General features: G+C 60.7%; 14 protein-coding genes, 1 tRNA gene and 1 pseudogene. 5 read left to right on the forward strand and 11 right to left on the reverse strand.

All coding sequences use genetic code 11. From position 1 onward, the window contains the following. Positions 1 to 12 precede the first annotated feature (12 nt). From B5E60_RS09955 to B5E60_RS09990, 8 genes are all read right to left on the reverse strand, one after another. On the reverse strand, positions 13 to 3249 hold the full coding sequence (locus B5E60_RS09955) for a SusC/RagA family TonB-linked outer membrane protein (RefSeq protein ID WP_087311346.1): 3237 nt from the start codon (positions 3247 to 3249) through the stop codon (positions 13 to 15). A gap of 298 nt (positions 3250 to 3547) precedes the next feature. Further along, positions 3548 to 4759: a glycoside hydrolase family 88/105 protein gene (locus tag B5E60_RS09960; RefSeq protein ID WP_087311347.1), complete on the reverse strand. Its 1212-nt coding sequence runs from the start codon at positions 4757 to 4759 to the stop codon at positions 3548 to 3550. Beyond that, positions 4756 to 9174, reverse strand: coding sequence for a hybrid sensor histidine kinase/response regulator transcription factor (locus tag B5E60_RS09965; RefSeq protein WP_087311348.1), 4419 nt, complete (start codon positions 9172 to 9174; stop codon positions 4756 to 4758). The genes B5E60_RS09960 and B5E60_RS09965 overlap by 4 nt, the downstream gene beginning before the upstream one ends. 126 nt (positions 9175 to 9300) lie before the next feature. Then, on the reverse strand, positions 9301 to 10920 hold the full coding sequence (locus tag B5E60_RS09970) for a pectinesterase family protein (protein ID WP_087311349.1): 1620 nt from the start codon (positions 10918 to 10920) through the stop codon (positions 9301 to 9303). A gap of 85 nt (positions 10921 to 11005) precedes the next feature. Further along, complete coding sequence (locus tag B5E60_RS09975; RefSeq protein ID WP_239403308.1) at positions 11006 to 12931, reverse strand: pectate lyase; 1926 nt, start codon at positions 12929 to 12931, stop codon at positions 11006 to 11008. 28 nt (positions 12932 to 12959) lie between these two features. Next, positions 12960 to 14642: a glycoside hydrolase family 28 protein gene (locus tag B5E60_RS09980; RefSeq protein WP_087311350.1), complete on the reverse strand. Its 1683-nt coding sequence runs from the start codon at positions 14640 to 14642 to the stop codon at positions 12960 to 12962. Between the two features lie 139 nt (positions 14643 to 14781). After that, complete coding sequence (locus B5E60_RS09985; RefSeq protein WP_087311351.1) at positions 14782 to 15957, reverse strand: DUF4861 family protein; 1176 nt, start codon at positions 15955 to 15957, stop codon at positions 14782 to 14784. A gap of 18 nt (positions 15958 to 15975) precedes the next feature. Further along, complete coding sequence (locus B5E60_RS09990; protein ID WP_087311352.1) at positions 15976 to 17358, reverse strand: alpha/beta hydrolase family protein; 1383 nt, start codon at positions 17356 to 17358, stop codon at positions 15976 to 15978. A gap of 129 nt (positions 17359 to 17487) precedes the next feature. On the opposite strand from B5E60_RS09990, the gene B5E60_RS09995 reads away from it, so the two are divergent. From B5E60_RS09995 to B5E60_RS10010, 4 genes are all read left to right on the forward strand, one after another. Then, positions 17488 to 17579, forward strand: a tRNA-Ser gene (locus B5E60_RS09995). 247 nt (positions 17580 to 17826) lie between these two features. Then, a complete protein-coding gene (locus tag B5E60_RS10000) occupies positions 17827 to 19044 on the forward strand; it encodes a site-specific integrase (protein WP_087311353.1) in 1218 nt (405 codons plus the stop codon). A 117-nt stretch (positions 19045 to 19161) separates the two neighbouring features. Beyond that, positions 19162 to 19449, forward strand: a complete 288-nt coding sequence (locus B5E60_RS10005) for a helix-turn-helix domain-containing protein (RefSeq protein ID WP_087311354.1) — start codon at positions 19162 to 19164, stop codon at positions 19447 to 19449. Continuing rightward, on the forward strand, positions 19449 to 19745 hold the full coding sequence (locus B5E60_RS10010; protein WP_162611627.1) for a helix-turn-helix domain-containing protein: 297 nt from the start codon (positions 19449 to 19451) through the stop codon (positions 19743 to 19745). The genes B5E60_RS10005 and B5E60_RS10010 overlap by 1 nt, the downstream gene beginning before the upstream one ends. 37 nt (positions 19746 to 19782) lie before the next feature. On the opposite strand, the gene B5E60_RS10015 is transcribed toward B5E60_RS10010, so the two are convergent. Next, entirely contained in the window at positions 19783 to 20124 is a 342-nt protein-coding gene (locus tag B5E60_RS10015) for a DUF2958 domain-containing protein (RefSeq protein ID WP_087311356.1), read from the reverse strand. 198 nt (positions 20125 to 20322) lie between these two features. Here B5E60_RS10015 and B5E60_RS10020 point away from each other — a divergent pair, with 198 nt between their 5' ends. Further along, positions 20323 to 21651 carry an AbiH family protein gene (locus B5E60_RS10020; protein WP_087311357.1) on the forward strand — a complete coding sequence of 443 codons (1329 nt, stop codon included), beginning with the start codon at positions 20323 to 20325 and terminating at the stop codon, positions 21649 to 21651. A 34-nt stretch (positions 21652 to 21685) separates the two neighbouring features. On the opposite strand, the gene B5E60_RS10025 is transcribed toward B5E60_RS10020, so the two are convergent. Together B5E60_RS10025 and B5E60_RS10030 are read right to left on the reverse strand one after the other, a co-directional pair. Then, on the reverse strand, positions 21686 to 21865 hold the full coding sequence (locus B5E60_RS10025; RefSeq protein WP_087311358.1) for a hypothetical protein: 180 nt from the start codon (positions 21863 to 21865) through the stop codon (positions 21686 to 21688). A 4-nt stretch (positions 21866 to 21869) separates the two neighbouring features. Further along, positions 21870 to 22664 (reverse strand): annotated as a pseudogene (locus tag B5E60_RS10030) (hypothetical protein); the annotation flags it as partial.

Raw genomic sequence — 22664 nt, forward strand, 5'->3', positions numbered from 1 at the left:
TTTTGAAGGTCTTTAGAAGGTCAGATTCGCACCGAAGACAACCGAACGGCTGCGCGGGTAGGCCGAATAGTCGACTCCCGGAGTCAGCGGCGTGGCACGGCGGGTATCCACCTCGGGATCGTAGCCCGAATACCCCGTCCAGCAGAAGAGATTGGCGCCCGTCACGTAGAGGCGGAACTTCTTGATGTGCAGTTTCTGCATCCACCGATCGGGAAGCGTGTAGCCCAGCGTCACGGACGACAGACGCAGGAACGACCCGTCCTCGACGGCCCAGTCCGAGAAGACGGCCGTCGACATCAGCGGCGACCACATCGTCGTCCCGGCATTCGCCTCGGCCAGCTGCGTCGGATCGGTGATCAGCTCGCCCGTCGACCAGTCGATGTTCGTCCAGCGGTTCTGCGTGGCCATCATGTCGATCAGGTTGCGGAATTTGTTATTCGTACCGCGCTCCGTGGTGAACTCGATCTTGTTGGCATTGTAGATCTGGTTGCCGTAGACCCAGTTGAAGTTGGCTGCAAAGTCGAAGCCGTAGGCATAGCCCGTCAGCGAGAAACCTCCGGTCCACTTGGGCTGTGCATTGCCGATGATCGTACGGTCGGCCGTCGTCACCTTGTTGTCCGCGCTGCCGTCGACATTCCTGAGCTTCATGGCTCCCGGACGCAGATAGGTCGTACCGATCACGGCCGAGCAGTCCACGACACCCTCCTTGAGCACCCACTTGCCGTCGACGTAGTTGAAGTCGTCGACCTCGTAGCGGCCGTCCGAAACGTAGCCGTACATCTGGCCCAGGGCGCTGCCTACCGTCACGCGGTAGTCCGTACCGACCTCATTGGCCGATACCCAGCCCGACTGCAGACCGTCGAGGAAGTCCAGACCGCCCAGATCCATCACCGTATTCTCGTTGTAGCTGGCGTTGGCCGTGAAGGTCAGACCGTAGTCCGGCTTCTCCAACAGCACGAACGTCGCAGCAAGCTCGACTCCGCGGTTGCGCGTCTCGCCCAGGTTGCGGTACTGATACTCGTAGCCGCTGCCCGTCAACGGGTATTTGATCAGCAGGTCCTTCGTGTTGTTCTGGTAGACGTCCACCGAACCGTTGATCCGGCCGCGCAGGAAGCTGAAGTCCAGACCCAGGTTGTGCGAGTAGGTCGTCTCCCACGTCAGATCGGGATTGGCCATGACGATCTTGGCGTCGTCGTCCTTGGCCACGCCCCACCAGTTGTCGTACAGATACCAGTTGCTGGCATTGTCGTTTCCGGCATACTCCTGCAGCATCAGGCCCGAGGGGATGTTGTTGTTACCGGCCGTACCGTAGCTGTAACGCAGCTTCAGGTTGTCGATCCAGGTGATGTCCTTCATCCACTCCTCGCCCGACAGACGCCACGACACGGCCGCCGACGGGAAATAGCCCCACTGGTTGCCCTTGGCGAACTTCGACGAACCGTCGGCCCGCATCGTCGCCGAGAGCATGTACTTGCCCTTGTAGTCGTAGTTCAGACGACCGAAGAACGAGAAGAGACGGTCGTCCGGATCGTAGAAGTTGTTCACCGAACGCGTTCCCGTGGCCGAGCTCATCATCTGCCAGGCCATCATCGAGTCGTAAAACTCCGGGAAATCATAGGCCCAGGCCGTCAGCGTGTTCGAACGCGTCACGATGTACTCCTGACCCAGCAGCAGGTTGAGCGAGTGGTCCTTGTTGCCGATCACGTTCTTGAAATCGTAGCTCAGCGTATTGGTGCTGCGGATCTTGTTGCGCGTATAGTCGGTATACTGCGTGGCGGGACCCGGACGGTTCGAGTTGTAGATCAGATAGGTCGTCATGCCGTAGAAGCGGTCCTTCGTCTGGTCGTAGGTATCCAGACCCGCCTCGACGCGCAGCTTCAGATTGTCGACGATCTCCCACTGGAAGGCCGCATTGCCGTTCCAGTTCTTGCGCTCGTAGCGGCTGTCGTTGTCGGCCGTGGCGATCAGCGGGTTGACGTTGTCGCCGGCCGACGTCTCATCTTCGTCACCCGACACGGCCGTCGTGAAGGGGAACGGTCGGTACTGGATGGCGTGCTTCACACGGCCGTTGCCCGACGTCGAACCCGAATCGTTGTAGGAGTTCGAACCCGCTCCGCGCACGTTCGTATCCGAATAACGGATCGAAAAGTCGAACGAAACCTTCTTCGTCGGCTTGTAGCTGGCCTTGAAGTTGAGGTTGTTGCGCTTGAAGGTCGACCCCACCATGATGGCCCGCTCGTCGATGTGGGCATAGCCGGCCGTCCACTTGAACTTGTCGCCGCCGCCCGAGATCGAAAGGTTGTGGTTGAAGGTCGTACCCGTACGGCCGAAGGTCTGGTCGAGCCAGTCGATGCCCTGCAGGTTCTTGTAGAGGTCCATGTCGGCAAATCCGCCGAAATAGGGCTCGTAGTTGGTGGCAAGCTTGCCCTCCACCATGGCCGCCTCGTACTGGTACTGCACGAACTCGTAGGGCGTCATCGGCGTCAGCGCATCCTGGTTGGCAAACTTCTTGATGCCGTAGTAGGCGTTGTAGTTGACCGTGATGCGGCCCGATTCACCGCTCTTGGTCGTCACGATCACAACGCCGTTGGCGCCTCGCGCACCGTAGATGGCCGTCGAGAAGGCATCCTTCAGCACGTCGATCGAGGCGATCTCCGAAGCCGGGATGTCCGAGATGCTCTCCACCGGGAAGCCATCGACGATGTAGAGCGGCGAATTGTCCTGTGTGATCGAACCGCCGCCGCGCACGCGGATCTTGATCTCCGCATCGGGATCACCTTCGGTAGACGTCACCGTCACACCGGCCATGCGGCCCGACAGCGCCTCGGTCACCGAGTTGACCGGCATCTGCGTCAGTGCGTCGGCGCTCACCGAGGCCACCGATCCGACCACGTCACGACGCTTGACGGCCGCATAACCCACGACCACCACATCGTCCAGCGCCGTCGACTCGACCTCGAGCGTCACGTCGATCTGCGTTTTCGTGCCGATGGCCACGCGCTGCGTCTTCATTCCTATATAGGAGACCACCAGTGTCTTCTTCGACGCGTCGGGGACCTGCAGGGTCCACGAACCGTCGACTCCCGAACTTGCTCCCAAAGTCGTGCCTTCTACGACCACCGAGGCTCCGATTACCGGATTGCCTGCCGAATCCTTGACCACTCCTCCGATCTTCTGGGCCATGGCCGCGGCAGCCATCCCCAGTCCCAGCAGGAGCGTCAGGGCAAACTTTAGCGTAAAGTTTTTCATAAAAAAGGTTTTGGTTAATAATTAGGTTCCTATTCTTTTTTAATTTTTTTATGGAATTACCCGCTTTTCCCTATACAAAAATAGAATCCATACCCAGATTCAAATGGTAAAATTTATCACTTCTCATGGAGATTTTATCAAATAGTCCCGATCGGCCTCCAAATGGACCCGGAAGCACCTCTCCGAACAAAAAATCCTCCCCACAGGGAGGATTTTCCGTATTCGGTGACGGGATTCCACAAAGGATTTTCGCCAGAGATCCGACCTCACAACCACCCCTCACACCTCCGGTCCGGAGCTACAGCCGCCCCTTGGCACGGTCGTACTCGAGCGAGGCCCAGATGAAGGGTCCCACGCCCTTGCAGTCGTTCTCGATGACCGGCTCCGAGATGTAGTATTCGAACGTGCCGCTGCGCCGCTGCTTGCCGCCCAGTCCGGCCACCGCACAGCAGTCCGTCATCGAGATCGTGCCGTCGGCATTCTCACGGATGAAGCGGTCGACGAACTGTTCGTAGCGGTGCAGCGCTTCCTCGCGCATCTCCTCGGGCAGGTAGCCCAAACGCACGGCCTTCAGCTGCGCATAGACGAACATCACCGATCCGGTCGACTCGAGGTAGTTGCCCTCGCGCCCCGGCTGGTCCAGCACCTGGTACCACATCCCCGTCCGGGGGTCGGCATACTTCGGCAGCACATCGTAGATCCGCTCCAGGATGGCCTGCATCGGACGCGTGGCATCGTTCTTACCCAGATACTGCATCGTCTCGACGATCGCCATGGCATACCACCCCATGGCCCGGCACCAGGCGTGGGCCGACTGCCCCGAAATCGAATCGCACCAGAACATCTCGCGCGAATCGTCGTAGGCGTGGCGGTAGAGCCCCGTCGCGGGGTCCCACGTGTGCTTGCCCACCGTGACGAACTGGTTCACGATGTCGGCCACGGCATCGTCGAGCGCCGCACCGGTCAGGTGCGTCATCGCATACTCGGCATAGAAGGGTTCGGCCATGTAGAGGCCGTCGAGCCACATCTGGTGCGGATAGACCGCCTTGTGCCAGAAGCCGCCGTCGAAATTGCGCGGCTGCGCGCGCAGCTGGGCGTAGAGCGTGTCGAGCACCTGCGCGTAACGCTGCTCTCCGGTGCGGTTGTAGAGGCTGAACAGCGCACGGCCCGGGCAGATGTGGTCGAGATTGTACTTCGCACGGCTGTAGGTCAGCACGCTGCCGTCGGCCTGCACGATCGTGTCGTAGTAGCGGTCGGCATAGGCGATGAAGTCCGGACGGTTCCACGCCTCGCCCGCATCGCGGATGGCCAGCAGTTCGAGCCCCGTCGTATAGTTCCACTTCACCTTGCCGGCCGGAATGCCGTCGAGCATCGCGGGCGAAGGGTTGCGCGCAATCTCGCTCTCGGCCATCCGGACGGCCAGCGACACCGGCGAATCGTACAGCGCTCCCGATCCCGAGGAGCAGGCGGCCATCCCCAGGACAGCCACGGCAATCAACAGTCGTTTCATGATTTTCTGGTCTCTTTTTTGGTCTCTTTATCCTGATTCTGCTTCAAATGGTTCGTCTTGAGGAACTCGGCCGGCGACATGTGGTACTGTTCGCGGAAGCAGCGGCTGAAGTAGCCCGGATCCGAGAAGCCCACCTTGTAGGCCACCTCCGATACGGAGAACTGCCCCGTGCGCAGCAGCATCTGGGCCTTGGTGATGCGGTACTCCTTGATCAGTTCGACGGGCGACTTGCCCGTGAGGCTCTTCAGCTTGTTGTACATCGTCGTGCGCCCCACGCCCAGGTGCGAGGCCAGCTGGTCGATCGTCAGTTCGGAATTCTCGATGTTCTCCCCGAGCCACGACATCACCTCCCGCAGGAACTCCTCGTCGCGGTCCGTAACGACCACATCCTCAACCGCCAGCTCGACCACCTTGTTGCGGGCCGACTGCGTCGAGAAGCGTTCGAACAGCGTCCGCCGCTGCGTGAGCAGGTTGTCGATGCGTGCCAGCAGCAGCTCGATGCTGAACGGCTTGGTGATGTAGCCGTCGGCGCCGAACTCCATGGCCTTCACCCGGTCGTCGGGCGAGTGGCGCGCCGTGAGCATGATGATCGGCAGGTGGCTCATCGTGAAGTCGTGGCGCACCTTGTCGATCAGTTCGATGCCGTCCATGCGGGGCATCATCAGGTCCGTGACGATGATGTCGGGCTGTTCGCTGCGGATCTTCTCGAGCGCCTCGACGCCGTCGTCGGCCTCCACGACGTGGTACGTGTCGATCAGGCTGTTGTACATGAAGATCCGCAGCTCGCGGTTGTCCTCCACGAGCAGGATCTTCTGTGCATCCTTCGGCGGCCGTACGTCCGTGCGGCGCTGGCTGTCGGCCGACGTGTAGTCGCTCACCATGTAATTGTTGCGATGGCTGTGTCCGTGGCCGTCAGCCTCGCTGCCCGCCTGCGAGAAGTCGATCTGCTCCATGCCGAAGTGGGCGTTGCCCAGCCGCAGCCGCACGGTGAAGGCCGCACCTTCGCCCGGACGGCTCTCCACCGAGATCTCGCCGTGGTGCAGTTCGACGATGTCGCGGCACAGCGACAGGCCGATGCCCGACCCCTTCATCGATCGGTCGACGGCCCGCGATGCCTGCGCAAAGCGTTCGAAGATCTGCTCCTGTTTGTCCTTCGGGATGCCGATGCCCGTGTCGCGCACGGTCAGCAGCACCCGCTCCTCGGCCTCGCGCAGCGAGAGAATCACCTCGATGCGACCGCCGTCGGGCGTGAACTTCATGGCGTTGGACAGCAGGTTGTAGACGACGCTCTCCATGCGTTCCGGGTCGACCCACACCAGCACCGAGCGGCTCGAGACCGTGAACAGCAGCTCGATCCGCCGCTCGGAGGCCATCTCGCGGAAGTCATCCAGCGCATCCTCCACGAGCGGCACCAGATCCACGCGCGAGATCTTCAACTCCATCTTGTTCTTGACGATCTTGCGGAAATCCAGCAGCTGGTTGATCAGCGTCAGCATGCGTTTGGCGTTGCGGTGGGCCAGCGTGAGGCTCGTCTCGCCGCGCGGCGAGAGCTGGTCGTGCTTGCGCACATCCTCGATGCCGCCCAGAATGAGCGTCAGCGGCGTGCGCAGCTCGTGCGAGATGTTCGTGAAGAAGCGCAGCTTCAGATCCGTCATGTTCTGCTCGACGCTCGCCTCGCGGCGGATCCGCATCACGGAGGCGGCAATGCGGAAGGCGATGACCAGCACCGCCAGCACCGCCAGCACGTAGAGCGTCTTGGCCCACCACGTCAGCCACAGCGGAGGCAGCACCTCGATCTCGATCGAGATCCCCTCGTCGGCCGTATCGGCGTTGCCGACGAAGGCCTTGACATGGAAACGGTATTTGCCGATCGGCACGTTGGAGTACGACGCGCGGTTGATCGTTCCCGAGATGTTCCAGTCCTGGTCGTACCCCTCGAGGCGGTACATGTAGCCCACCTCGTGCTGGATCGAGAAGTTCAGCGTGGCGAACTCCACGCGGAAATTCGAGAAGTTGTAGGGCAAAACCACCCGGCCGGCCTCCGGGACGGCCACTTCGAGCGGAGCGTCCTTGCCGACCCGCGCCGGTTTGTTGCGCACGTCGAAGCCCGTGAAGCGCAGCCGGTAGTCGATCTTCCCGGAGAGCATCTCCCCGGGGCTGAAGCGGTAGAGCTGACGCCCGCCGGCGAAGTAGACGTCGCCCAGCGGCGAGGTGAGCGCCGTGGCCTCGCTGAAGATCTCGTTGCGGTGTTCGTCGTAGACGTAGTAGTTCGAGAAGAGGTGGCGCGAGGGGTCGAAGCGCGAGACGGCGTTGTGGGTCGAGACCCAGATGTCACCCCGCCGGTCCTCGGTCAGCGCCATGCAGATGTTGCTGGCCAGACCGTACGAACGGTCGTAGCAGTGGAAGTGCGGAAGTCCCTCGCTGTCGTAACCCGTGATGAGGTTCAGTCCGCCGCCGAAGGTCGCCAGCCAGATCCGCCCCTTCGAATCCTTCAACATGTGGATGATGTCGTTGTTACCCAGCGAGGTGGTGTCGCCCGGGATCTTCTGCATCAGGCGGAAGCGCATCTCGCGCGGCGGCAGGCTCGGATCGAAAAGCAGCAGTCCGTCGACCGTCGCGGCGAACATCCGCTCCGCACCGTCGCACAGCAGCCACCGCACGCGCCCCGCCTCGTCAAGCGGATAGTGCGACAGCTGGTTCCCGGCGTGGATGAAGCGGCTCCCGGCAGGATCCTCCAGCAGGTTGATGCCGCCGCCGTAGGTGGCCACCCAGATCCGTCCCCGCGTATCGGTCTCGACGCAGTAGATCTGGTCATCGCTCAGCGAATAGGCCTCCGCGTCGGAGTGGGTGAAGTGCGTCACCGCATAGTCATCCGTTCCCTTCGGCGTCAGCCGGTAGAGGCCTTCGCCCTTGGTACCCACCCAGATACGCCCTTCGGCATCCTCCCGGAGCGCATAGATCATGCCCGTGCCGGCTCCCTGCTGCGGCAGCGTGTAGACCGGGCGGTTCGAGGCGTCGAAGGCCGTCAGTTCGCCGTCGCGCGTCCCGACCCACATCCGTCCCCGGCGGTCGGTCATCAGCGCGCGGATCTCCCCCGACAACGGATTCGACGACTTGGCGTCGAGCGTCAGCACATCGGCCGGCTGCTGCAGCAGCACCGCCTTGCGAAGCCCCCGTTCGTTGTAGGTCGACAGCCACAGCACGTTGTCGTGCACGTCGAAACGCACCACGGCATTGGTCATCCGGCAGTCGGGCTGCTCCGGATCGTTGTAGAAGGGTTCGATGCGGTCGTTCTTGCGGTCGTAGTAGCCGAAGCCCCAATTGTTCATCTTGATCCACAGCCGGCCGCCGCTCTCGGCGATCTTCGGAATCGTATCCAGGTAGTAGGAGACCGTATAGGGCTTCTGCTCGAAGTGTTTGTAGTCGTCCGATGCGGGGTTGTAGCGCGTGATGCCCGTCTCGGGGGTGGTCACCCAGACGATACCGTGCGAATCGGTGGCCAGGGCCCGGATCCGTCGCGGGCGGTGGCCCTTCGGATCGAGCCGCTCGAGACGGTCGCCGCCCACGCGGTAGAGTTCACCCGTGCGGCTGCCGGCGTAGATGCGCTGGCGCACCGTGTCGGCCGTGATGGCCGTCAGCGGCGAACTGCCGCCGCCGAGACGTTCGATCCCCGTACCGTCGATCCCGCAGCGGACAATCTCCGAGGGCATCAGGCAGTAGACGTGCGTCGAATCGGCCGCAAAGTCGAATCCCGGAGCCTCGGACTGGCAGAGGAGCCGCAGCGTATCCGCATCGGCCGGGAGATAATGCAGCCCGCCCCCGGAGGAGGCCAGCCACGCACCGCCCCGGGCATCGAGATAGAGTGCCGTGACGTCGCCGCCCAGCTCGTCGCACGTATGGAAGGCCGTCACGCGGACCGGCGACTCGTCGGCCGCATCCTCGAAGCGGATCGCCCCGACACCGGCCACGGCCACCCACGTGCCGCCCCGCCGGTCGTGACGGCAGAAGAGCGTCCGGTAGTGGTTCGAATCGAGGCCGTCGATCAGCGACACCACATCCTCGAACTGCTCCGTATAGCGGTTCAGGCGGTAGACGTGCAGGTTGTAGGTCGTGAACCAGAGGTGGCCGTTCGCATCCTCGCTCACCGAAATGAAGCGGTGGTGGGCCAGCGGCGAGAAGTCGCCCGGCGTGGTGCTGAAGTTTTTGAACGTATAACCGTCGAAACGGCTCACGCCGTACCACGTGCAGATCCATACGAAGCCCCGCGAATCGGTATAGATGTCGGCGATGCGGTCGTGGGTCATGCCGTCAAGCGTCGAGTAGGTACGGAAAAGGCACTGCGGTGGCGCCGCCGCAAAAAGAGACGGAATGGCAGCGGCAACCGCCAGCAACAGAGTAACAAGAAGTCGTTTCATGGTCGGTAGTCAGCCCCTTCGGGGAGGTGTCGCCCCGGTCGGGAATATCGGTTTCAGAGGGTTCACGGGTCACTTTGCCCGCGAATCCGAAGTTAAATGTACAAAAAAATCCGGTCTTTTCCAACCTCAGCGGTCGAAATCGGCGATAGCCTGCCGGGCTTCGCGTGCGGAGAGCTGCCGCGACCATCCGACGCGCGCCTTCGGGGCGGCACCGGGCCCCTTGCAGGCATACTCGCCGTAGCGGACCGTACGGCGGGCGCGGGGTTTGTCCCAGTCGTGCCACCCTTCGGGGCGGATATGGCCGCCGAGCCAGCATCGGAGGAAGAGCGTCTGCGCATAGTCGCGCCACGGACGCCCCAGCCAGCAGGAGGTCACCCCCTCGTCGGCCGTCAGGCGGCACTCCTCGAAGATCATCCCGCAACGCTGCCCGCGGCAGGTCGAGGCGGCCGTCACGTAGGAGTCGGCCTTCGAACGGATCTCGCACCGCCGGAACAGCGCCGCCGCCGAGCCGAAGATGAAGTCGGTCGTCCCCTCGATGTAGCACCCCTCGAAGCGGATGCGGGCATTCTCCGCCACGCGTTTGCCGTCGCGGTTACCCACGCCGTAGAGGTAGAGCGTATCCTGATTGCCCAGGAACCGGCAGTCGATGAAGCGGAGGTTCGTGGCCAGGCACTGCACCGCCACGGCCTGCCCGACGCGTCCGGCCGTGTTCTCGAAGGTCATGTGGCGCACCGTCCACCCCTCACCGCCAAAGTAGACGGTCGAGGAGCCCGACGTCCCGAGCCGATGGCCCGTCGGGCCCGTTTCGGAGGCATGGTCGTCCCACGAGACCGTCACGGCGCCGCGTCCCGTAAGGGCCACCAATCGTTTGGTGGCCGGAATGGAGATCTTCTCCCGATAGACCCCTTCACAGACGACGATACGCGTCGTGTCGCGGCCGAAGTCCGGAACGGCGGCCACGGCCTCCGTCAGGGTGAAAAAGTCCCCCGAACCATCCCGGGCCACCGTAAAATCCGACCCGACAAGGTGCCGGCCCAGCTCCGGAAGCGTGGCGGGCAGCTGTGCGGCAATCAGCCGCGCCACGGTCCGCGCCCCGCGGACGTTGAGATGCGTATTGTCCTCACGACCGTCGGGCCACCGCGGACAGGTGCCCGCCTCGACCCACACGAAAAAGTTCCGCGAAGTCGCGTCGCCCAGCCCCTCGATCCACGTGCGGGTCAGCCGCTCGGCGTCGATCAGCGGCGTGTGCTCTTCGGCCGCTGTGCGGCGTGCGGCATCGAGGTAGGCGCCGTGCGTATCGTCGAGCCGTCCGTCGGTGAAGTGGCGCCGCACCACCGAGGTCAGCACCACCGGCCGGGCTCCCCGTTCGCGCGCCTCGCGAATGTAGCGCCGCAGATTCTCCGCATACGCCTCGGGCAGGGCATAACGGGTCGAGTCGTTCAGTTTCTGATCGTTGTGGCCGAACTGGATGAAGAGGTAGTCCCCCTCGCGCAGATCGGACAGCACCTCGGTCCAGTGTCCCTCATCGCGGAACGACTTGGTCGAGCGGCCGTTCAGCGCATGGTTCAGCACCTCGACCCCCTCGTCGAAGAGCGGCTCGAACATCTGCCCCCAGCCCCGTTCGGGATTCTCCCCGGCGAGATCCTTCGTCGCACAGGTCGAGTCGCCGATCAGGTGGATGCGCAACGGCGCCGCCGACGTCGTCAAAGCCGCCAGCACCCCTATCAACATCAAAAGTCGTTTCATCCGTTCGTCCGTTTTCGGTCCCGGGGGACAAGATTCGGGTGCGGAGGTCCGCACCCGAATCCCGTACGACCGTCATCGTATTCAATCAATTGAGCACCGTATAGCTGCCACCCTCGACCTGGGCCTTGGTGATGTCGCGCACCAGGTAGTGGAGATAGACCTCCAGATTGGTATAGAGTCCCTGCGGATCGAGCGTCTTCGCCTTGCCGTCCGCAGCGTTGTTCTTGTCCAGACCGAAGAGCTCCTCGTAGTAGTCGGGGATGCCGTCGCCGTCGCTGTCCGTGGCGGCACGGGCGATCTGCTCGTCGGTGGCCGTCAGCTCGGGCCATCCGCCCACGGCCGACTGCGTGTCGATGATGCCGCCCGTCGAACCGTTGCCGCCGTCGTTGATCGTCGCACCGCCCGACCGCGCATCGTTCACCGCACGCTGATCCACCGCATCCCGGCTCAACGAGGCTCCGCCGTAGGAGAGGATGGCATCGAATGCTTCCCGGGCACTGTGCGTGGTCGTATAGCAGGAGCGGCCGTCCGACGTAATGGAAAGTGCAGCCGGCTGGCGGAACGTCCCGGTGGCATCCTTTGCGTAGGTGTCAAACGACTTCTTGTCCTTGTCGTAGATGCCCGTGTAGTTGTCCGTCGAGAAGGCGGCCTGCGAACCGTCTCGCTTCAGGTAGAGGTTGCCGTCGGCGTAGATCCGCGGCATGATCTCCTCGTAGCTGTAGCCGTACGAAGCGCAGCTGCTGCAGCTGTTGCCGTAGGCCACGAAGAAGTACTTGTTGCTCTTCGACGCGGGACCCTCCTTGTAGTAGTTGTTCACCATGTTGAGCCAGCACAGCTCGCCGCCGTAGCAGTTCTCGCTCTGGCCCCAGTTGTAGATCGCGTTGTTGCGGAAATCGACGTGACCGTGGTACTGCTCGAGGTATGAGGCGTTGTTCTTGTCGTAGACGTACGGGTGGTCGAAACGCGGGTTGCGGCTCACGTGGTGGGCCAGCAGATTGTGGTGGAACGAGGCGTCCTTGCCGCCCCAGATGCCGCCGTAGCCATGTTCGCCCTTCGCGTGAACCGAGTTGCAGAGGCTTTCGGAGATGATGCACCACTGCATCGTGAAGTTGCGGTTGGCGTAGAGCGACGCACACTCGTCCGTGCACCACGACATCGAGCAGTGGTCGATCACGATGTTGGCGTGGTAGCGGCCGCCCAGCGCATCGTCCTCGGTCTTGGTCGTATCACCCATGCGGAAGCGCAGGTAGCGGATGATGATGTTGTCGCCCTGCAGTTCGACCGTATAGTTGCGGATGCAGATGCCGTCGCCCGGGGCCGTCTGCCCGGCGATGGTCAGATTACTGCTCGTGATCTTGAGCTTCGAGTTCAGGGCGATGGTGCCGGCCACGTCGAAGACGATCGTGCGGTTCGACTTGCTCACCGCATCGCGGAACGACCCCGCACCGCTGTCGTTGAGGTTCGTCACGTGGTAGACCTCGCCGCCGCGGCCGCCCGTCGCGTACATGCCGCCGCCCTCGGCTCCCGGGAAGGCGCGCACCACACCGTCGTTCTCGTTGGCCAGCGGAAGGCCGAACATCGAACCGTCGCCCGGCTGCGGATCGTCCGGTTCGTCGGGATCGGGCTCCAGTCCCTCACTCGTGAAGGAGACGAACTCCGAGAAGGGCGAATCCTGCCACTCGCCGGTCCCGACGGGCGATGTCGCCCGCACACGCACCCGGTAGCTTTCGCCCTCGGTCAGTTCGAAATCATGCGACGTGTAACGCGTCGTGGCCGTCTCTGCAGGCGACGCCGCCTCGCCGCGGTAGAATTCGTAGGTATAGCGCACGTTGGTGACCTGCTCGGAGAGGCTCCACTGCACGTTGGCCGTCAGCTCCTTCACCGTTACGCTCACCGTCGGGACCGGCAATACCCGGCCCCCGCCATCGAGCGTATCTTCGGCGGAGTTGCTGCTGCAGGCCCCCACGCAGAACAGGACACTCAGTCCCAAATAGGAAAAGAAACGATTCATAGTTCGATTATCGGTTTTGTTTTACGTTTTATCGGTTAATGGCCACCTGCCCGGCGGAAGTCCCCGAAAGGGAGGCGTTGGACGCCGTAATGTGCGGCGAACGGATCTCCACGTCGCGGTTGCGGCTGCCCGTGACCTGCAGCGCCGTCGGAAGCCCCGCGGGGCAGGTGAAATTCTCGACGCGGAGGCTCTTCACGTTGTTGAGCATCAGCGCCGGGCCCTCCTCGGGGATGATCTGCACGTCGCGCAGCACAACGTCCGTCGACTCGTTGATCCGGGCGCCCGTCCGGGCGTAGATATGCGTATTCTCGACCGTCACGTGTTCGACGTTCATCTCCGGAAGGCCGTTGAAGTACATCGCACGGCGCGCCCCGCGGCACCAGACGTTCCGGATGTGGATGTTGCGGAAGGCCGGCGTCGTCTCGTCGACGGGTTTCGGCTCGAGATCTGCGGCTGCGGCCGATCCGCCCTCGGCTAAAGCCTCCGAGGCCGACTTGCCCCCGTAGAAGAGGTCGAACAGCAGCGGCTCCTGCAAGATGTTGTTCATCGTGATATCCTCGATCCAGATGTTCTCGACCACCCCGCCGCGGCCGCGCGTCGACTTGAAGCGCAGTCCGACATCCGTACCCGAGAAGATGCAGTCGGAAACCAGCACGTTACGCACGCCGCCCGACATCTCGCTCCCGACGACAAAGCCGCCGTGGCCGTGGAAGACAATGCAGTCCGAGACCAGGATGTTCTCGCACGGAATGCCGCGCCGACGTCCCGCCTCGTCCTTGCCGCTCTTGATGCAGATGCCGTCGTCACCCACGTCGAAACGCGAGGAGGTCACCACAACGTTGCGGCACGACTCGATGTCGATGCCGTCGCTGTTCTGCGCGTAGTCCGGGCAGCGAACCGTGATATTGTGGACCGTCAGGTTGGTGCACATGGCCGGATGGATGTTCCAGCAGGGGGAGTTCTGGAACGTAACCCCCTCAAGCAGCACGTTTTCGCAGTGGTGCAGCGAGACCATCACCGGACGCAGGAAGTCGTGCATCCGCTCGAAATCCTCGCGCGTGGTGGCCCACGTCGAGACGTTCTGATCGGCCCCCGACGTGGCGCCAAACTTGTAACTCTCGGAGGGATACCACGTCTTGCCGTCGTCGGAGAGAACGCCCCCCGAGGCCAGTTTGGCCTTCCATTCGCGGTCGGTGAGCTTGTCGCGCTTGACGGCCCGCCAGGCATCGCCGTTGCCGTCGATCACCCCGCGGCCCGTGATGGCGACATCCTTCGCCCCGCACGCCGAGAGCGGCGACTGGCACCGCAGCGTATTGAGCCCCTCGAAGGTGGTCTCCACGAGCGGATAGTGCGCGGGATCGTTGTCGAAGACGATCAGGGCATTCTGTTCGAGATGCAGTTCGATATGATCCTTCAGGACGATGGGGCCCGTGTACCAGACCCCCTCGGGGACCGTTACGCGGCCGCCGCCCTGCGCCGCCAGCGAGTCGATGGCCGCGGCAAAGGCCGTCGTGTTGAGGGTGTGGCCGTCGCCCACCGCCCCGAAATCAACGATACTGACCGCACGCGCCGGAATCTGCGGCCGGGGGACTGCCGGCATCTCGAAGGGCAGCGCCTCCGGACTCTCGGCCGACGCCCGTGGCGACGAGCATCCCGCACCCGCCGACATCGCCGCGGCGAGCAGACAGATCGTTACATCCTTGAAGTTCATAAAGCAGGTAGTTTTATTCCGTATACTTGAAAATTTGCAAATCGACCCTTTTCAGGTATACAAAAGTACACATACACCGCCGATCGAACCGGGAATTTTTGACGTAAACGATGTACTTTTATTCAAATCTGCGGCAAAATCACCGCACACGTTCCACCGCGACGGGTTTGCGCGCCTCGGCAACCGAGGCCTCCAGCCGGCGGAGGCACTCCTCGTCGCTCAGCCCGTCGAACCACTCGCTCCGCCGCCAGCACATCCCCATGGCATAGTCGATCCGCCCCTGCGCGTCGGGCGTCAGCTGGAAGAGGCAGCTCGTCCGGTCGTCCTGCCGCGAGACGATCTGCGCGGCCGGCAACGCCACGGCCAGCCCGACGCTCTCGCGCTCCCACTTGAGCGTGTCGTTCTCCGGAAAGTCGCGTCCCCAGGCGGCCACCCAATCCTCGCCGCGCTCGACACGGTGCTCGGCCATCTTCATCACGCCTGTCGTGAAGAGCAGCCCCCTGAAGTCGCCCTCGATGCGGTTCTCGACCTGCACCTCACCGTGGCCCGCATAGAGGATATAGCGCGACGTCATGGCGATCTCGCGGCCGCAGTAGCGCCACCCCTCGACGCGCATCTCCACGACCGTGCGCACGGGACCCCGGGCCAGGATCCGCGCCTCGCGCCGGGCGAAATCCGTAATGTGGATCATCTTCCGCTTCGAGGCGTCCCACCCCTTGAGCGTCCCGACCCCCACCGAGCCGAAGACCCGCAGATTGTCGTAACCCGATCCGGCGGCCATCTGCTCCGCAGTCGGATACCACATCGTCTCGGCCAGTTCGAGCCGCGGGTGTTTCTTGCCATAGGTGTCGATCGTCTGCTTCTTGTCGAAGTAGATGCGGTAGGCGGCATACTCCGACTCAAAGGCCGGGCCGTGGTGGTGCAGCTTGTGATACATGTCGTCACGCGTCGAGCTGACCGTATCGGCGGCCTGCAGCGTCTTGTCGGGCTGCTTCAACCACATCTGGGCGTGGACACGGCTCGGGTAGCCGTGCCGCGCGGGTCGTGACGAATAGGTCACGCGGAACTCCCGGCTGCCGGAGATATCCGCCACGAAGGCCAGTTCGCCCAGCGGTCGGTCCAGCTGCACGGGGATGGTCTCCCCGTCGGAGGTGACCGTGGCGCTCACGGCCCAGTCCGGGATGTCGCGGATGACCACCGGACAGTCGCGCCGCTGGTCGGAGGTCGTCACCCGATAGCGGGCTTTCAGCGTTCGGGCGGTCAGGGGGCCGGACACGCAGCCCAGCAGAAGCATCAACAGCAGAATTCGTCTCATATCATTTCAGTTTTCGGATTATTCCAAGGTTTTGAGCAGCCGCTCCAGCTCCCCGCGACTGCGCAGCGCTCCCGCGGGGAGTCCGTCGGCAAAACTCTGCAGCGCCCGCTCGGGGAGCAGCTCCACGCGGCTCTCATCCACGGCCGTGAGGTCAAGCCCCAGCGTCTCGGCCAGAAAGGCGTAGACCGCCCGGCGTTTGTTGACGCCGTAGTCGTGCCGCTCGTCGGGAAGATGGACGTTGCGGATCTTCGCCTCCGCACCGTAGAAGCCCCAGATGCGCTGCAGGAAGGGATATTCGAGCCGGGGATAGGTCGCCGTCCAGTCGCCGCCGTCGCTCACCACAAGCGTCGGGCGCGGAGCCATCACCGCAGCCAGCAGTTCGGGCATACAACTCCCACCGCCGGCCAGCGTCACCGGGCGACGGCTCTCGCACGGACAGCCGCCGTCGAAGTGCGACACCAGATGCACGACCGGCGCCAGCACCGCAAAGCGGCCGTCGCACAGCGCCAGCAGCAGCGCGTGGGTCGCCCCGCCCGAACCGCCCGTCGAGGCCAGGCGCGTCGTGTCGATATCGCGGCGCGAAGCGATCATCCACTCGGTGACCGCCACCGACCACAGCACCTGGATCTGCATGGCATAGTCTGCCGTGTGGGCCTCGCGCCCCACCTGCCGTTCGGAATCGCCCCAGCCGAAGATGTCCATGTCGACGGCTACGGCTCCCATGCGGGCAAAGGTAGCCATACGCATCTGCTGGTCGCGGCGGTAGCGGCCGCCCTCCCAGTGGCCGGCCGGCGAGACGATGAGCGGGTGGCGTCCCCCGGTGAGGGGCTCGTAGATCGTGCCGCAGACGTAGAGCCCCGGCAGCGTCTCGAGGGCGTAGTTGCGCGTCGCGTAGCCGTCGTGGCGGATGCGGCGCCCGAGGCGGATATCGGGATCGGCCGTCAGCGCCCGCCGGAAAGGTTCGAGTCCGAGCGCCGCGCGGGCCTCGGTCAGCAGCTGTCCGCGGCGCTGCTCCCACGATGCGCGGTCGTCGCAGAGCGATGAAAGCCAGGCGAGCAGCTTCTCGCCGTCGGCAGGCGTACGGCGGTAGTATTCGTAGGGTTGGATCGTGATGCGGGGCGAGGCGTCGTCCGGCTCGGCACGGCGCCACACCAGATCGGTCGCGCGGAGCAGATTGTCCAGACTTTCGTCCAACGAATAGGGGCGACAGCGGAATGCCGCATACGAAATCCGCACCGTATCGGGATCGAAGCGTTTGCAGGAGATACGGGTTCCGAAGCGGGATTCGAGCATCGGGAGCAGTTGTGTGAGCGGCTGCGGTGCGAACGGATCGGGTTCGGAGGCCTGCACGGCCGGTACAGCGAACGTCATGCACAGACAAAAAAGGAGGATTCGCAGCATCGGAAGAATGGATTTCGGGGTTGGTTGCAAGGCAAAATTAGGAATTTTCGCCCACTTTATTTTGTATTTCCACAAAAAGATTCTATATTTGCACACCCTTTCGGAGCAAAAGCTCCGTGAGCGTTGCCCGGAGAGATGGGTGAGTGGCTGAAACCACCGGTTTGCTAAACCGACGTACGGGGCAACCCGTACCACGAGTTCGAATCTCGTTCTCTCCGCCAAGAAACAACGCAAAAGATTGCAAATCCCTGTAAATCACGAATTTACAGGGATTTTTATTTTGGCCAAAATGCAGAAAAAGGCATCGAAAAGCAGGTTACTTGTGGCCTATTCGGTGTACTTTTTTCCGGGCCGAAAAAGTACACCGAATTGCTCGTAACAGATTGGTTTGCACCTGTTTGCAGCGATCTTCCTCTTGACATGAGACACTTGGGAAACTAATTTTGTAACCCTTAATTCGGTGTACTTATGGAAAGGACAACATTCGGACTGTTGTTTTACATTCGGCGGGACAAGACCAACAAACGAGGCGAAGCTCCCGTGTTTATGCGTCTGACAATCAATGGAGAACGCGCTGACGCCTCGATCAAGCGCTTCATCGAGCCGCACGCCTGGAACTCTGCAAAAGGAAAAGCCAACGAAAAATGCCGCGGCGGAAAGGATTTGAACCTATATCTGGACGCCATTTCCGCCAACATTCTGCGGATTCAAAGAGACCTCGAACTCGACAAGAAAGAGGTCTCCGCCCAAATCATTCTGAACCGCTATCTGGGCAAGGAGCAGTCGGACCGTCATACGCTGATGGAGGTCTTCCGCGCCCACAACGAAAAGTGCAGGGCGTTGTCGGGTATCAGCCTCGCCCCGGGAACGGTGATCCGCTACGAAACCACGCTACGGCTGACCGAGGAGTTTCTGCAAAAGAGCTATCAAAAAGAGGACTGCTATCTGGATGAGGTCACAAATCAGTTTATCGAAGACTTCGAGTTTTTTCTCAAAACCGTCCGGCGGTGCTGCCACAATACGACCTCGAAGTACCTCATGAACTTCAAGAAGATTGTCCGCATTGCGCTGGCCAAAGGATGGATGAAGAAGGATCCGTTTGCCCAAATTCGGTTTCATCTGGATCCTGTCGAACGGGAGTTTCTTGAGAAACAGGAGCTGAAAGCCATGCTCAACAAGGCGATCTCTATTCCCCGACTGGCGCAGGTCCGCGACATCTTCTGTTTCTGTTGTCTGACAGGGCTGGCCTTTACGGACGTACAACAGCTCAAGGAGGAGCATCTCGTGGCGGACATCCACGGTAAGATCTGGATTCGCAAGGCGCGGCAGAAGACCAAGAACATGTGCAACATCCCACTGCTCGACGAGGCGCAAAAGATTATCGACCGTTACAGGGATCACCCCTACTGCCAAACGCACGGCGTGCTGCTTCCCGTATGCAGCAACCAAAAGATGAACTCCTACCTGAAGGAGTTGGCCGACATCTGCGGCATCCGCAAGAATCTCTCAACGCATTGCGCGCGCCATACGTTCGCAACCCTGACGCTGGCCAGTGGCGCCACGATCGACAACGTCGCCAAGATGCTCGGCCATGCCAACGTCAACATGACACGCCGCTATGCGAAGGTCCTCGACTCGTCGATCATGCGCGACATGGAGGTCGTCGCCGAAAATATGGCTTTGTAGCCCGATGTCGGACATGCGAGGCCTGCAAAGGACACCCGGCACCTTTTCCGGAATTCCGCCCTATTTTGCGGGCGGGTTCCGGAAATCGGAGCCCCAGCAAACTAAAAAAGGTGTACCATGGAATGCAAACTGATTGAGGCGGCCGCCTTCGAGGAGCTGAAGGCGATCGTCAACCGGATTCAGATCCGGACAACCCACCTGGCCACGAAGACCATGCCTCGCAAACCCGGAGGCTGGCTGACCCAGGAGGAGGTATGCGGCATGCTGCGCGTCTCGAAACGGGTGCTGCAATATTACCGGCGGCAGCGGAAGATCCCCTACTCGATGATCGGCAACAAAGTCTATTTCCGCGAGCGTGACATCCAACGCATCCTCGATGCCAACCTGGTCAAATCACGGGCATGATGGAAGAGTGGATTACGCGGAGATCTCCGGAGTACAGGGCTCTTCAGGAAAAGGCGCTGGCGGCGCTCGACCGGATCGAGGCAATGATCGAGACCCTGCCCTCACATCTTAATGCGGAGAGCTACCTCACCAGCGAGGAGGTGCGGAACCTCTTCGGGTTGAGCCAACGGTCGCTGCAGACCTACCGCGACGAGCGGATTATCCCCTACACGGTCCTCGGCGGGAAGTTTCTCTATCCGATGTCCGAGATTGCGAAGATTCTCGAAAAGAATCTCGTCAAACCGATTCAGCGATAAGACAAGGAGCAACGGGCGGCCCGTTGCTCCTGTTTTTTCAGCCCAACGCCTCCAGCTGTCGGATCTCCTCTTCGGAGAGAAAATCGCGGAGGTATTTCCCGCCGGTATAGAGGTCTCGCTCGACACTCAACCCAAAGGGCAGTCGCAACGACTCCAGCTCCGAGAGCAGCAGATAGCCCCACTCCCATTCGAAAATATGGCAATAACCGTAGAGACGCCAGTCATCGCCTTCGCGTTCGGCCTCGGTGATGAGCCACGTCCCGCTGCCGCAGGGATTGAAGTATTTGACAAGGACTTCTGCATGGAGCCCTTTTCCGTCCTGGGACCCGATAGGATGGGCCTCGAATTGAGAGATGATCTCCTCGGTCAACAGTTTCATAATTGTAAGATTTTAGAAACTGTCCGGAACGCCCGGACAGCAAAGGAGACAAAGCCACCCTGTGCAAACGAGGACAAGAGCAGTTCTCTTGGCATCTTTGCACAGGGTGGCTATCTTGCTGGACCGGGCGGCGGTGACGAGGTTTATCCGAGAAAATTATTTCGTATATTTGTAGATATCAGCAATGAGCGAACAGGTATGAACAGAATCATATTGATTGGAAACGGATTTGATTTGGCGCATAATCTTCCTACGAGTTACAAGGACTTTATAAATCACTATTGGGAGCAATGGGGAGAATGGTTGCAAGGAGCTTATTTAGGTGATAAACTCTCGGATGAGTTATGCTCAATTTCACAAAAGGGAGAGCCAGAGCCATGGAATTGGATTTTTCCAACAAGACAGTTTTCAACGGGAGCTGAGATTTCTCCTACTGATGTCATGGAGACCGTTCGAGCAAATCCAGACAGATTTCTCATTGAGGCTACACCGTTTTTCCAGCATATAAATAAATCCTTCGAAACCAAAAACTGGGTAGACATAGAGGGGGAATATTATTTTTGGCTGAAACGGATTTTCAGAGAAAGTGATTGTGGTTATGACGGAGCCAAATCACTTAACAAGGAATTGGATGAAATAAAAAAGCTCTTAATCGAATATTTGGATGGTATCCAAAAAGACCAGATAAAGCCGGACTTGGTAAAAGAGTGTATCCAAAAGGCCATCCATGGACCTTGTGAGGCTCAAGACATATCCATTGATGGTCAACCGGCATTCGAGGATTTTGCAAAAAAGCGACTGAACTTCTTGGCAACACATTCTGATAGTGCGATAGAATTTTTTCTGAATCAATTCGGATATCCATACCATTCAAACATAGATGAATATAATAAACAGATTGCCAATAAAAATTATCGACCCGGATTAAATGACCCAGTGAGTTATTCCCTGCATATTAAAAATATCTATAAGTGTAGAGCGATTGTTCCGGACTTTTTTCTGCTTCCGGACCAGATTCTGCTACTGAATTTCAACTATACAACAACAGCAGATATGTATCTTTACAAGGATTCGGGCTTCGAGGTAGATCACATCCATGGAAAACTGGGAGACGATTTGAACCATATTATTTTCGGTTATGGGGATGAAATGGACGATGACTACAAGACTATCTCAAAACTGAACGACAACGATTATCTGACGAACATCAAATCCATACGTTATCTCGAGACAGACAAATATCGCCAACTGCTCCGATTCATCAATTCGGATTACTACCAGATATACATCATGGGGCACTCCTGCGGCAATTCGGACCGCACCTTGTTGAACACGTTGTTCGAGCATCCGAAATGCGTTTCCATCAAGCCGTTTTACTATCAGTGGCAGGATGAACAAGGAGAATGGCGGGACAACTACATAGAGATAATACAGAACATCTCACGCAATTTCAATTCCATGCAGACCATGCGCGACCGGGTGGTCAACAAGGAATTTTGCCGGCCTCTCGTACCCAAGGATAATTAAAAACAAAGGCTGCGATTGAGTTCGCAGCCTTTGTTTATTCCAGGGGTTCCCACTCCGGGAGTTGGATGGTATCCCGGATTTCGGGACATCGGATCACCTCGATTGTCGTATCCTCGTAGACGTTGCAGGCCGTGAAGAGCGAGACGAAGATCGCGCCCCAGGCTGCAGCCAGAAGAACGTAGGTCAGAATCGTTATTATGCGTTTGCGTTTCATGTGTTTAGTCCTTTAACAGTTCCGAAATTTCGGGGTCCAGATTTCCCCGGTACTCCATGCGTTCATCCCGGCGGCAGGCTTCGAGGAAGTGTTCGCGTCCTTCGGCCTTGCGACCCAGCCGCGAGCAGGCAATGGCCCGCAGGTACTCCGTTACGGCATCCGTCGGCATCGTCGAGAGCAGCTCCAGCGCCCGCTCGTTGTGGTCCATCGAGAGGTGTGCCACCACCGTATTGCGGTCGTTGTAGTCGTTGAGAATATAGAGCGCCCGGGCGTACTGACACCTTTGCAGCAGCTCCACACCCCGGGCATAGGTTGTGTCGAGCTCCGTGGTGTGGATCGTATCCTTGACCATCCCCTTGCGGCGGAGGTTGTAGCGGAAATCCACGGTGCGGAGCTGCGGGTAGACCACCTCCTTCAGGTAGGCGTACTCCCGGGGGAAACGCTCGCGCAGCAGACGCTCGCGTCGGTCCGGATTCCGTTCCGCGGAGAGGAGCTCCAGCATCGCCTCGCGGTTCGTCAGCGCAGGGTCCGTGCGGATGCGGTTCATCAGCTCGGGCCACGCCTCGGCGACCCACCGCACGGTCAGCAGCGTGTCGATGCCCCGGCCGTAATGACGCACCAGGTAGCGTTTCAGCGCCTCGGCACGTCCCCGCGAGAGGCGCTCGTTGAAGGCGTAGCGCCCCTCCGGAGAGGAGGAGGCCGTGAGGGTGATCGTATCGACGTAGAACTCCTCCTGCTCGATGATCCGGCGCATCAGGCCAGAGATCTTCTCCAGCTCGCGGCCGTTGTCGCCCAGCGT

This window comes from Alistipes sp. An116 (genome assembly GCF_002161005.1).
GTDB lineage: Bacteria > Bacteroidota > Bacteroidia > Bacteroidales > Rikenellaceae > Alistipes > Alistipes megaguti.

What these genes read in the sequence shown, in the direction of transcription:
- B5E60_RS09955 (WP_087311346.1), bottom strand. Translation starts at nt 3,249, where the DNA reads ATGAAAAACTTTACGCTAAAGTTTGCCCTGACGCTCCTGCTGGGACTG.
- B5E60_RS09960 (WP_087311347.1), bottom strand. Translation starts at nt 4,759, where the DNA reads ATGAAACGACTGTTGATTGCCGTGGCTGTCCTGGGGATGGCCGCCTGC.
- B5E60_RS09965 (WP_087311348.1), bottom strand. Translation starts at nt 9,174, where the DNA reads ATGAAACGACTTCTTGTTACTCTGTTGCTGGCGGTTGCCGCTGCCATT.
- B5E60_RS09970 (WP_087311349.1), bottom strand. Translation starts at nt 10,920, where the DNA reads ATGAAACGACTTTTGATGTTGATAGGGGTGCTGGCGGCTTTGACGACG.
- B5E60_RS09975 (WP_239403308.1), bottom strand. Translation starts at nt 12,931, where the DNA reads ATGAATCGTTTCTTTTCCTATTTGGGACTGAGTGTCCTGTTCTGCGTG.
- B5E60_RS09980 (WP_087311350.1), bottom strand. Translation starts at nt 14,642, where the DNA reads ATGAACTTCAAGGATGTAACGATCTGTCTGCTCGCCGCGGCGATGTCG.
- B5E60_RS09985 (WP_087311351.1), bottom strand. Translation starts at nt 15,957, where the DNA reads ATGAGACGAATTCTGCTGTTGATGCTTCTGCTGGGCTGCGTGTCCGGC.
- B5E60_RS09990 (WP_087311352.1), bottom strand. Translation starts at nt 17,358, where the DNA reads ATGCTGCGAATCCTCCTTTTTTGTCTGTGCATGACGTTCGCTGTACCG.
- B5E60_RS10000 (WP_087311353.1), top strand. Translation starts at nt 17,827, where the DNA reads ATGGAAAGGACAACATTCGGACTGTTGTTTTACATTCGGCGGGACAAG.
- B5E60_RS10005 (WP_087311354.1), top strand. Translation starts at nt 19,162, where the DNA reads ATGGAATGCAAACTGATTGAGGCGGCCGCCTTCGAGGAGCTGAAGGCG.
- B5E60_RS10010 (WP_162611627.1), top strand. Translation starts at nt 19,449, where the DNA reads ATGGAAGAGTGGATTACGCGGAGATCTCCGGAGTACAGGGCTCTTCAG.
- B5E60_RS10015 (WP_087311356.1), bottom strand. Translation starts at nt 20,124, where the DNA reads ATGAAACTGTTGACCGAGGAGATCATCTCTCAATTCGAGGCCCATCCT.
- B5E60_RS10020 (WP_087311357.1), top strand. Translation starts at nt 20,323, where the DNA reads ATGAACAGAATCATATTGATTGGAAACGGATTTGATTTGGCGCATAAT.
- B5E60_RS10025 (WP_087311358.1), bottom strand. Translation starts at nt 21,865, where the DNA reads ATGAAACGCAAACGCATAATAACGATTCTGACCTACGTTCTTCTGGCT.